We start from the raw sequence: 11,092 nt of genomic DNA, 5'->3' as shown, positions 1-11,092 counted from the left end.
CTCAGGCAAACCCACGCGCCCCAGCTTACGCCGAATGGTGGGCGCCTATGCTCGACCACGTGGAAAACCACTCGTTGCCCCGCACAGCCGCCTTCTTCGACCTGGACAAGACGGTCATTGCGAAGTCGAGCACGCTCACGTTCAGCAAGTCGTTCTACCAGGGCGGCCTGATCAACCGCCGAGCGGTGCTGAGGACGGCGTACACCCAGTTCATCTTTCTCGCGGGCGGCGCCGACCACGATCAGATGGAGCGCATGCGCGAGTACCTCTCCGCGCTGTGCAAAGGCTGGAACCAGCAGCAGGTCAAGGAGATCGTCGCCGAGACGCTGCACGATCTCATCGACCCGATCATCTACGACGAGGCCGCCTCGCTCATCGAGGAGCACCACCTCGCGGGGCGCGACGTGGTGATCGTGTCCACGTCGGGTGCGGAGGTCGTCGAGCCGATCGGCGAACTGCTCGGCGCGGACCGCGTGGTGGCGACCCGCATGGTGGTCGGCGACGACGGCTGCTTCACCGGAGAGATCGACTACTACGCGTACGGGCCGACGAAGGCCGAAGCCGTACGCGAGCTCGCCGCCTCCGAGGGGTACGACCTCGAGCGCTGTTACGCCTACAGCGACTCGGCCACCGATCTGCCGATGCTCGAATCCGTCGGCCATCCTTACGCGGTCAACCCCGACCGCACGCTGCGCCGCGAAGCGCTCACCCGCGACTGGCCGATTCTCGACTTCCACCGGCGGGCGCCCCCCAGGCGGGGGGCGGGGAGCCTCCCCCCCCCCCCCCGCCCCCCGCCGGCCGGGCCCGCCGCGGTGGGTGCGGCGGCCGCGACCGCGGGGCTTGTCTGGTACGCCAGCAAGCGCCGCGCACTGGCGACTTGAGAGCGGACGCAGCCCTCCCTCCCGGGGGCCACCGGCCCGTCCAACGGTATCGGCGCCCACTGACAACGCCCGCTGACCTGCGCTCTCTCGACACGGCACAGCAGCGCCCGGTTCGCACCTGTTTGAACCTAAAAGTAAAGAAGTGCACTCAGGGGTTCCGCTTCCCCCATGACAGGAGTACAAAGGATTCAACGGCCCGCGAGACCAAGGACATCCGAGAGGATCACCTTTAACGCAACCAAGGCCCCACGGACCGAGCATGGAAGCCGCAGCACCCACGCGACGTCGACCCGTCGATTACGGGCCAGCCGCACCAGGCAACGGGCAAAGTTCCCCGACCTGATGGGCATACATCGAGGACGCTTGGTAACTGGGCGGACATGCCAGCGGCGGTACCTCTTCAGGTACCGCCGCAACCCTTTGCAGGGACTCTCTGCCCCGCGTCGTTGTGCAGGGACTCTCTACCCCGCGTCCGTTGTGCAGGGACTCCCGACTCCTTTGCAGGGACCTCAGGCCGCGCCCCGCTGAAGCGCCTCGCAGACGGCCGTCGACTCCCGCACTCCCAGCTCAACCGCCTTGGCACAGTGCCCGATCCAGGCCGCCATGCCCTCCGGCGTACCCGAGACATACCCCTCAAGGGCCGCCACATAGGCCGCACGCCCGAGCTCCGCATGGCCGACCTCGGCCGGGCAGATCGACTTGGGGTCGAGGCCGCTGCCGACGAGAACGATCCGCTCGGCAGCCCGCGCGACCAGGCCGTTGTGTGCGCCGAAGGGCCGCAGCGCCAGCAGTTCGCCGTGCACCACGGCGGCCGTGACGATCGCCGGCGCCGCGCTGCCCGCGATGACCAGCTGCGCGAGCCCGTCGAGACGGCCGGCCACCTCGTCCGCGTCCGGCAGCTCGAGTTCGATCAGCGGCTCGTCGACCGGTTCACCCTTCTGGCGCGGGCGTCCCACCGTGTCGTCCTGGGTGCCCGCCGCCACGAGATGCAGCCTGGCCAGGACCCGCAGCGGCGACTGGCGCCAGATGGACAGGAGTTGACCCGCCTCGGCCGTCAGGCGCAGCGCCGCGCCGACCGCGCGCGCCTCGTCGTCGCCGCTGAAGTCGCTGCGCCGCCGCACCTCCTCCAGGGCCCAGTCCGCACCGGCCAGCGCGGCCGAACCGCGCGCACCGCGCAGCGCCGCCTCGGACGTGACCGCATGGCTGCGCCGCCGCATGACCCGGTGCCCGTAGACCCGGTCCACGGCCTTGCGTACGGAGTCCACGGAATCGGCCACGGTGGGCAGCGCGCCGAGAGTGGCGAGCGGGTCGGCAGTACTCATGAGTAAGACCCTACGCAGCAAAGCCGCCCGCCCCACGAAGGAGTGGTCTTCTTCACGCGAACCGGATGCGCAGTGCACTCACTCCACTACGCTTGGTGAACATGAAAATTGCTTTCGTCGGGAAGGGCGGCAGCGGCAAGACCACGTTGTCCTCCCTCTTCATCCGCCACCTCGCCACCACGGGCGCCCCGGTCATCGCCGTCGACGCGGACATCAACCAGCACCTCGGTGCCGCACTCGGGCTCGACGAGGAGGAAGCCTCGTCGCTGCCCGCGATGGGTGCGCGGCTGCCGCTCATCAAGGACTATCTGCGCGGCAGCAACCCGCGGATCGCCTCGGCCGAGACGATGATCAAGACGACGCCGCCCGGCGAGGGTTCGCGTCTGCTGCGGATCCGGGAGGACAACCCGGTCTACGAAAGCTGCGCCCGCGAGCTGCAACTCGACGGCGGCAGCGTCCGTTTGATGGTCACAGGGCCTTTCACCGAATCCGATCTCGGGGTCGCCTGCTACCACTCGAAGGTCGGGGCGGTGGAGCTCTGCCTCAACCATCTCGTCGACGCCCGCGACGAGTTCCTGGTCGTCGACATGACGGCCGGCTCCGACTCCTTCGCCTCCGGCATGTTCACCCGCTTCGACATGACGTTCCTGATCGCGGAGCCCACCCGCAAGGGCATCTCGGTCTACCGGCAGTACAAGGAGTACGCCCGCGACTTCGACGTCGCCCTCAAGGTCGTGGGCAACAAGGTGCAGGGGCAGGACGACATCGACTTCCTGCGCGAGGAAGTCGGCGACGACCTGCTCGTGACCGTGGGGCACTCGGACTGGGTGCGCGCGATGGAGAAGGGCCGGCCGCCCCGGTTCGAGCTCCTCGAAGCGCCCAACCGGGCCGCCCTCGAGACGATGCGTACGGTCGCCGACGCCGCGTACGAGCGCCGCGACTGGGAGCGGTACACCCGGCAGATGGTGCACTTCCACCGTAAGAACGCGGCGAGTTGGGGCAACGCGAAAGCCGGGGCCGACCTGGCGGACCAGATCGACCCCGGCTTCGTACTCGACGAGCGTGCCGCGTTCTCAGTGAGCTGACGAGCGTGCCGCGTTCTCAGTGAGCTGACGAGCGTGTGGCGTTGTCAGTGAGCTGAACCGTGCTCGCGCGCCGGCTTCGCGGCCGGCGCGCCCGGTACACCCTTGGGGGCCGGGGCGGGCTGCTGACCGGACAGGAAGGCCGCCCAGCCTTCCTTCGGTGTCTGGCCCACCTTCAGCGTGGTCATCTTCTCGAGGACCTGCGGGTCCTGGGCGTCCAGCCAGTCCACCAGCTGACGGAAGGAGACACAGCGGACGTCGCGCTTGGTGCAGACGCGCTCGATCGTCTCCTGGATGGCACGCATGTACGTGCCGCCGTTCCAGGACTCGAAGTGGTTGCCGATGATCAGCGGTGCGCGGTTGCCGTTGTACGCGCGGTCGAAGCCCGCGAGCAGGCCGTCGCGCATCTGGTTGCCCCAGTACTCATGCATGGACGGGTCGCCCTGGGTCGTGGAGCCCGACTGGTTGACCATGAAGTTGTAGTCCATGGTCAGCGTCTCGAACTTGCGGCCGGGGACCGGCACCAGCTGCATCGACAGATCCCACAGGCCCTGCTTCTTCTTGGGCCAGATCTGGTCGTTGACGCCGCTGGTGTCGTAGCGGAAGCCGAGCTCGCGGGCGGCGCGCGTGAAGTTCTTCTGCCCCTCCAGGCAGGGGGTACGGGCGCCGATCAGCTCCTTGTCGTAGTCGAACGGGAGCGCAGCGGCCTTCACCGCACCGGAGTTGGTCTTCCAGCCCTTCACGAAGGACTTGGCCTCCGCGATCTCGTGCTTCCACTCCTCGACCGACCACTCGCCGACTCCGCCGCCCTTGCCGCAGAAGTGACCGTTGAAGTGGGTGCCGATCTCGTTGCCCTCGAGCCAGGCGCCGCGCAGCTGCTCCACGGTGTCCTTGATCCCCTGGGCGTCGCCGAAGCCGATGTCCGAGCGGCCCGGTGAGTGCTGCGGGGGCTCGTACAGCTCCTTCTTGTCCTCCGGCAGCAGATACACGCCGCTGAGGAAGTACGTCATGGTGGCGTTGTTGGCCTTGGCGACCTTGCGGAAGTGCGAGAAGAGCTTCTGGCTGTCCTCGCCGGCGCCGTCCCAGGAGAAGACCACGAACTGCGGGGGCTTCTGGCCCGGCTTGAGGCGCTCGGGCTCGGCCAGGTTCGGCTGGCTTCCGGTGTACGCGGTCGAGCCGTCACCGATCGGGCGCATCACGCTGCCCGGCGCGGGGACCTTCGGGGCGTTCTGCGCACCGGCGGCGCCCTTCTTCTTGACGCCTTCGCCGGACTCTCCGCTCGAGCAGCCGGCCAGCGCCACGGCAAGTGCCGTGCTCGCGGCCAGGCACGCGGCGAGCCTCTTGGTGGCGGCCATGCGCCCACCTACTTCCTTCGGATCTCGGGTGGTCGGGGGTTGGGGCGCGGCCAAGGTCGCATGCAAAAGACGGTGAATTGGTACGACAAGCCGATGAATCTACCCATTCACTCGTGGAGGTGAATGATTACCCCATTTGCCCCGATAATCCGGCTGAGCTCTTTACTCTCCATTACGATCCGTTTACCGACAGTTGAGAAAGTCCCGCCGCTGTACGCCGTGACCCACGGCCGCGCCCACCCCGATCCATGGCATCGGGGGACCCCTAGCGACCGCGTAGCCCCGGAGGAGACGGGAACCTATGTCCGCCTGCGTCCCCACCCGTACCGACAGCTCTTCGTCCGGCCCCCCTCGAAGCGGACCGCCCAAGGCGGGTCGCCGCCGGTTCCATCTGGCGGGCGCCGATGTGTCCGCCTCGATTGCCGTCTTTCGGACGGCGCTGCCGCTGCCCCGCGCCCCCGCCCGGCCCCCCGGCCCCCCCCGCCGGGCGGGTGTGGTGGCCGCCGCCGTCGGAGGTCTGGTGGCGGGCCGCTTCGGCGGCTCACCGCTCCAGGTGTCCGGCCCCGCGGCCGGACTCACCGTGGTCACCGCCGACTTGATCCAGCAGTACGGCTGGCGCACCACCTGCGCGATCACCGTGCTTGCCGGGCTCGCCCAGCTGGGCCTGGCGTATCTGCGCGTGGCCCGTTCCGCGCTCGCCGTGAGCCCCGCGATCGTGCACGGCATGCTGGCCGGTATCGGCATCACCATCGCCGTCGCCCAGCTGCACATCGTGCTCGGCGGCTCGCCGCACAGCTCTGTGGTCGACAACGTCCGTGAACTGCCGAGCCAGTTGGCGGACATCCACCCCGCCGCGCTGTCGATGAGCGCGCTCACCCTCCTCGTGCTGCTGGCCTGGCCCCGTATCCCCGGAACGCCGGGACGGATGCTGCGGAAGATCCCCGCCGCGCTCGCGGCCGTCGCTGCCGCCACCGCCGTGGCCGCGTTCGCCGGCCTGAACCTGCCGCGGGTGGACCTGCCGTCGTGGAGCAATCACGCGCTCGTCGGGCTGCCCGACGGGCCCGTACTCGGCCTGATCGCCGCGGTGTTGACGATCACGCTGGTCGGCAGCGTCGAATCGCTGCTCTCCGCGGTCGCCACCGACAAGCTGGCCTCCGCGCGGCGTGACGCCATGCCGGTGCCGCGTGCGCATCTCGATCGCGAACTGCGCGGGCAGGGGCTGGCGAACATCACCTCCGGCGCGCTCGGCGGGCTGCCGATCACCGGTGTCGCGGTGCGCAGTACGGCGAACGTCCGGGCCGGCGCCGTGAGCCGTAACTCCACGATGCTGCACGGGCTTTGGATCATCATCGCGGCGCTGTTGCTCGTGCCTGTGCTCGACCTGATCCCGCTGGCCTCGCTCGCCGCTCTGGTGATGGCGATCGGCATCCAGATGGTCTCGATCAACCACATCCGCACCGTCACCCGCCATCGCGAGGTCCTCGTGTACGCGGTGACGACGGCCGGTGTCGTCTTCTTCGGCGTGCTCGAGGGCGTGGCCGTCGGGGTCGCGGTCGCCGTCGCCGTCGCGCTGCACCGCCTCGCGCGGACGAGGATCACGTACGAGGAGCGGGAGGGCGTCCACCATGTGCGGGTGCGCGGGCAGTTGACCTTCCTGGCCGTGCCGCGGCTGAGCCGGGCGCTGCACCAGGTGCCGCACGGGTCCGATGCCGTGGTGGAGATCGACGGGTCGTTCATGGACCATGCCGCGTTCGAGACGCTGCAGGACTGGCAGGACGCGCATGCGGCGCGCGGCGGGAAGGCGGAGCTCACCGGGCGTTCCGGCCCGCTGGCCGCGCCCGCGCACGGCAAGGGCCGGCGCGGTGCGGAGGAGGACCACGCGTGCTGCGGGCCCTGGACCCCCTGGCGCAACCACAGCTGTACGCCCGAGCGGACCGAGGCGCACGGGACGCGTCAACTGGCCAGCGGGATCAGCGCGTTCCAGCGCAACACCGCCCCGCTCGTACGCGGCGAGCTCGCACGGCTCGCGCGGGAAGGGCAGCAGCCGCAGCAGCTCTTCTTGACCTGCGCGGATTCGCGGCTCGTCACCTCGATGATCACGTCGAGCGGTCCCGGCGACCTCTTCGTCGTACGCAATGTGGGCAATCTGGTGCCCCTGCCGGGTGCGGAGAGCGGTGACGATTCGGTGGCCGCGGCGATCGAGTACGCCGTGGACGTCCTGCAGGTGCGGTCGATCACCGTGTGCGGGCACTCCGGATGCGGAGCGATGCAGGCGCTGCTCAACACCCCGCCGGGCGGGGCCGATTCACCGCTGCGGCGCTGGCTCAGGCACGGGCGGCCGAGCCTGGAGCGGATGGCGGGCAAGGAGCACGCCTCGGCGCGGCTCGCGGGGCGGCAGCCGGCCGATGCGGTCGAGCAGCTGTGCCTGACCAACGTGGTGCAGCAGCTGGAGCATCTGCGGGCCCATCCCGCGGTGGCCCGCGGGCTCGACGAGGGCCGGCTCGAACTGCACGGGATGTACTTCCACGTCGGCGAGGCCCAGGCCTATCTGCTCGCCGAACCCGACCGGCTCTTCGACCGCGTGACGGCCGTCCAGGAGGCGTCGCCGCAGGCAGTGACCACGACGGCCGGCTGAGGCCCGCCGCCGGGCGCGGTTGAACCGAATCCCTCTCCCTTACGTGCCAGGGTGTGGCTCCGGAGCATGGAGCCACACCCTCGCCACACCCTCACACAGGTCTAAACCAATCAGCCGTAGGCCCTTGTCACCAGGAGGGTCCGTCTGATGAGCTGTGGTCTGGGACACAACGGCCGCCCCCCGGGCAGAACTCCGTAAGGGAGATGTCGTGAGCAACGAATCCTTGGCCAACCTGCTCAAGGAAGAGCGCAGGTTCGCGCCGCCCGCCGACCTGGCCGCGAACGCCAACGTCACCGCGGAGGCGTACGAGCGGGCCAAGGCTGACCGGCTGGGCTTCTGGGCCGAGCAGGCCCGCCGCCTCAGCTGGGCCACCGAACCGACCGAGACGCTCGACTGGTCGAACCCGCCCTTCGCGAAGTGGTTCGCCGACGGCAAGCTGAACGTCGCGTACAACTGCGTCGACCGCCATGTCGAGGCCGGCAACGGCGACCGCGTCGCCATCCACTTCGAGGGGGAGCCGGGCGACAGCCGGGCGATCACCTACGCCGAGCTCAAGGACGAGGTCTCCAAGGCGGCCAACGCCCTGACCTCGCTCGGCGTGCAGGCCGGCGACCGGGTCGCGATCTACATGCCGATGATCCCGGAGACCGCGGTCGCGATGCTGGCCTGCGCCCGCGTCGGCGCCGCACACTCGGTGGTCTTCGGCGGCTTCTCGGCCGACGCGCTCGCCACCCGTATCCAGGACGCCGACGCCAAGGTCGTCATCACCTCCGACGGCGGCTACCGCCGGGGCAAGCCCTCCGCGCTCAAGCCCGCCGTGGACGCCGCCGTCGAGAAGGTCGACAACGTCGAGCACGTCCTCGTCGTGCGCCGCACCGGCCAGGAGGACATCGCCTGGAACGCGGAACGCGACGTGTGGTGGCACGAGCTGGTCGACGGCCAGTCCGCCGAGCACACCCCCGAGGCCTTCGACGCCGAGCACCCGCTGTTCATCCTCTACACCTCGGGGACGACGGGTAAGCCGAAGGGCATCCTGCACACCTCCGGCGGCTACCTCACGCAGGCCGCGTACACGCATCACGCCGTCTTCGACCTCAAGCCGGAGACCGATGTCTACTGGTGCACGGCCGACGTCGGCTGGGTGACGGGGCACTCGTACATCGTCTACGGGCCGCTCGCGAACGGCGCCACGCAGGTCATGTACGAGGGCACCCCGGACACCCCGCACCAGGGCCGCTTCTGGGAGATCGTGCAGAAGTACGGCATCACGATCCTCTACACGGCGCCCACCGCGATCCGGACGTTCATGAAGTGGGGGGACGACATCCCCGCGAAGTTCGACCTGAGCTCGCTGCGGGTCCTCGGTTCGGTCGGTGAGCCGATCAACCCCGAGGCCTGGGTCTGGTACCGCAAGAACATCGGCGGCGACCGCACCCCCGTCGTGGACACCTGGTGGCAGACGGAGACCGGCGCGATGATGATCTCGCCGCTGCCGGGCGTCACCGAGGCCAAGCCGGGCTCCGCCCAGCGCGCGCTCCCCGGCATCTCGGCGACGGTCGTCGACGACGAGGCCAACGAGGTGCCGAACGGCGGCGGTGGCTACCTGGTGCTCACCGAGCCGTGGCCGTCGATGCTGCGCACCATCTGGGGTGACGACCAGCGGTTCATCGACACCTACTGGTCGCGCTTCGAGGGCAAGTACTTCGCCGGCGACGGCGCCAAGAAGGACGACGACGGCGACATCTGGCTGCTCGGCCGGGTCGACGACGTGATGCTGGTGTCCGGCCACAACATCTCCACCACCGAGGTCGAGTCCGCGCTCGTCTCGCACCCGTCGGTCGCCGAGGCGGCGGTCGTGGGCGCGGCCGACGAGACCACCGGTCAGGCGATCGTGGCCTTCGTGATCCTGCGCGGTACGGCCTCGGAGACCGCCGACCTCGTGGGCGAGCTGCGAGGCCACGTGGGCGCGACGCTCGGCCCGATCGCCAAGCCGAAGAGGATCCTGCCGGTGGCGGAGCTGCCGAAGACCCGCTCGGGCAAGATCATGCGGCGTCTGCTGCGCGATGTCGCCGAGAACCGGCAGCTCGGTGACGTCACCACACTGACCGACTCCTCGGTGATGGACCTGATCCAGACGAAGCTGCCGTCGGCGGGTTCGGAGGACTGACCTGCCGGCCGGACGACCGGCCTCCGTACGTACGCGAGAGGGCACTCAGCGCCGCGCTGAGTGCCCTTTTCGTGCGTAAAGTGAAGATCGCCAGATTCACCCTTGCGGGCACCCTGTACCGTAGAGGCCGCGTAAAAACCGCGACAAGAACACAGGGTGTGCCGGGAAGTCTGGTCGGCGACTGCATTCAGCGATCCGTCGTTGCCGTACCGACCCGGAGGATTCCCGTGGCCGCGCCCAGCAAGAACAACCGCAAGGTTCTCGGCAGGCTCTCCCTGCCCGAGCGGACCTTCGTCGCGGACGCCCTGCGGACCGAGACCGTCGGCGGTGTGCTGCTCCTCATCGCCGCCGTCGTCGCGCTGGTCTGGGCGAACACCCCGATCAGCGACAGCTACCACTCGGTGAGCAACTTCCACATCGGGCCCTCGGCGCTCGGCCTCGACCTCTCGATCGAGCACTGGGCGGCCGACGGGCTGCTCGCCATCTTCTTCTTCGTCGCCGGTATCGAGCTGAAGCGTGAGCTGGTCGCCGGCGATCTGCGCGACCCCAAGGCCGCGATCCTGCCGGTGGTCGCCGCGCTCTGCGGTATGGCCGTGCCCGCGCTGGTCTACGTCCTGACCAATGTGCTCGGCGACGGCGCGATGGACGGCTGGGCCGTACCCACCGCGACCGACATCGCGTTCGCGCTCGCCGTACTCGCCGTGATCGGCACCTCGCTGCCGTCCGCGCTGCGCGCCTTCCTGCTCACGCTCGCCGTGGTCGACGACCTCTTCGCGATCATGATCATCGCGGTCTTCTTCACGGACTCGCTGAACTTCGCGGCCCTCGGCGGCGCCGTCGTGGGCCTGGCCGTCTTCTGGCTGCTCCTCCGTAAGGGCGTACGAGGCTGGTACATCTACGTTCCGCTCGCCCTGGTGATCTGGGGCCTGATGTACAACAGCGGCGTGCACGCCACCATCGCGGGTGTCGCGATGGGCCTGATGCTGCGCTGCAGCCGCAGGGACGACGAGCGGCACTCCCCCGGCGAGCACATCGAGCACCTCGTACGTCCCCTGTCGGCCGGGCTCGCGGTGCCGCTGTTCGCGCTGTTCTCCGCGGGTGTCTCGGTCTCCGGCAAGGCGATCGGTGATGTGTTCACCCAGCCCGAGACGCTCGGTGTGGTGCTCGGTCTGGTGGTCGGCAAGACGGTCGGCATCTTCGGCGGTACGTGGCTCGCGGCCCGCTTCACCAGGGCGGAGCTGAGCGAGGACCTGTCCTGGCCCGATGTGTTCGCGGTCGCCTCACTGGCCGGTATCGGCTTCACGGTCTCGCTCCTGATCGGCGAACTCGCCTTCAAGGGCGACACGGTGCTGACGGACGAGATCAAGGCCGCGGTCCTGATCGGCTCGTTGATCGCCGCGGTGCTCGCGACGGTCCTGCTGAAGCTGCGGAACGCCAAGTACCGCGCGTTGGTCGAGCACGAGGAGCGCGACGATGACCTGGACGGGATCCCGGACATCTACGAGCAGGACAACCCCGAGTACCACCTCCGCATGGCCGCGATCTACGAGAAGAAGGCCGCCGAGCACCGTCGCCTCGCCGAACTGAGCCCCGTCCCGGGCGGCGAACCGGGCCCCGCGGGAAGCGGTGAGGGCGGCAGTCCGGCATGAT

General features: G+C 69.3%; 7 protein-coding genes. 5 read left to right on the top strand and 2 right to left on the bottom strand.

What is annotated here, in order from left to right; translation table 11 throughout:
• Positions 1 to 47 precede the first annotated feature (47 nt).
• Positions 48 to 881, top strand: coding sequence for an HAD family phosphatase (locus tag JAO81_RS16705; protein ID WP_199548644.1), 834 nt, complete (start codon positions 48 to 50; stop codon positions 879 to 881).
• 509 nt (positions 882 to 1,390) lie between these two features.
• Here JAO81_RS16705 and JAO81_RS16700 read toward each other — a convergent pair.
• A complete protein-coding gene (locus JAO81_RS16700; protein ID WP_199548643.1) occupies positions 1,391 to 2,203 on the bottom strand; it encodes a Fic family protein in 813 nt (270 codons plus the stop codon).
• 101 nt (positions 2,204 to 2,304) lie between these two features.
• Here JAO81_RS16700 and JAO81_RS16695 point away from each other — a divergent pair, with 101 nt between their 5' ends.
• Positions 2,305 to 3,288 (top strand): ATP-binding protein, encoded by a 984-nt coding sequence (locus JAO81_RS16695; RefSeq protein ID WP_199548642.1) that lies wholly within the window; start codon positions 2,305 to 2,307, stop codon positions 3,286 to 3,288.
• Positions 3,289 to 3,332: 44 nt separating this feature from the next.
• Here the strand turns inward: JAO81_RS16695 and JAO81_RS16690 are convergent, their stop codons facing one another.
• Positions 3,333 to 4,640, bottom strand: coding sequence for a hypothetical protein (locus JAO81_RS16690; RefSeq protein ID WP_199548641.1), 1,308 nt, complete (start codon positions 4,638 to 4,640; stop codon positions 3,333 to 3,335).
• A gap of 301 nt (positions 4,641 to 4,941) precedes the next feature.
• Here JAO81_RS16690 and JAO81_RS16685 point away from each other — a divergent pair, with 301 nt between their 5' ends.
• The 3 genes from JAO81_RS16685 (at position 4,942) to nhaA (ending at position 11,091) form a co-directional block, all read left to right on the top strand.
• Entirely contained in the window at positions 4,942 to 7,275 is a 2,334-nt protein-coding gene (locus JAO81_RS16685; RefSeq protein WP_199548640.1) for a SulP family inorganic anion transporter, read from the top strand.
• A 208-nt stretch (positions 7,276 to 7,483) separates the two neighbouring features.
• Positions 7,484 to 9,442: an acetate--CoA ligase gene (gene acs / locus JAO81_RS16680; protein WP_199548639.1), complete on the top strand. Its 1,959-nt coding sequence runs from the start codon at positions 7,484 to 7,486 to the stop codon at positions 9,440 to 9,442.
• Positions 9,443 to 9,669: 227 nt separating this feature from the next.
• On the top strand, positions 9,670 to 11,091 hold the full coding sequence (nhaA, locus tag JAO81_RS16675) for a Na+/H+ antiporter NhaA (RefSeq protein ID WP_199548638.1): 1,422 nt from the start codon (positions 9,670 to 9,672) through the stop codon (positions 11,089 to 11,091).
• Position 11,092 lies beyond the last annotated feature (1 nt).

Source organism: Streptomyces sp. N35, from assembly GCF_016464295.1.
Classification (GTDB): domain Bacteria; phylum Actinomycetota; class Actinomycetes; order Streptomycetales; family Streptomycetaceae; genus Streptomyces.
Note: the sequence above shows the minus strand (reverse complement) of the source record. Positions and strands in the feature narration are given on the sequence as shown.

What these genes read in the sequence shown, in the direction of transcription:
- JAO81_RS16705 (WP_199548644.1), top strand. Translation starts at nt 48, where the DNA reads ATGCTCGACCACGTGGAAAACCACTCGTTGCCCCGCACAGCCGCCTTC.
- JAO81_RS16700 (WP_199548643.1), bottom strand. Translation starts at nt 2,203, where the DNA reads ATGAGTACTGCCGACCCGCTCGCCACTCTCGGCGCGCTGCCCACCGTG.
- JAO81_RS16695 (WP_199548642.1), top strand. Translation starts at nt 2,305, where the DNA reads ATGAAAATTGCTTTCGTCGGGAAGGGCGGCAGCGGCAAGACCACGTTG.
- JAO81_RS16690 (WP_199548641.1), bottom strand. Translation starts at nt 4,640, where the DNA reads ATGGCCGCCACCAAGAGGCTCGCCGCGTGCCTGGCCGCGAGCACGGCA.
- JAO81_RS16685 (WP_199548640.1), top strand. Translation starts at nt 4,942, where the DNA reads ATGTCCGCCTGCGTCCCCACCCGTACCGACAGCTCTTCGTCCGGCCCC.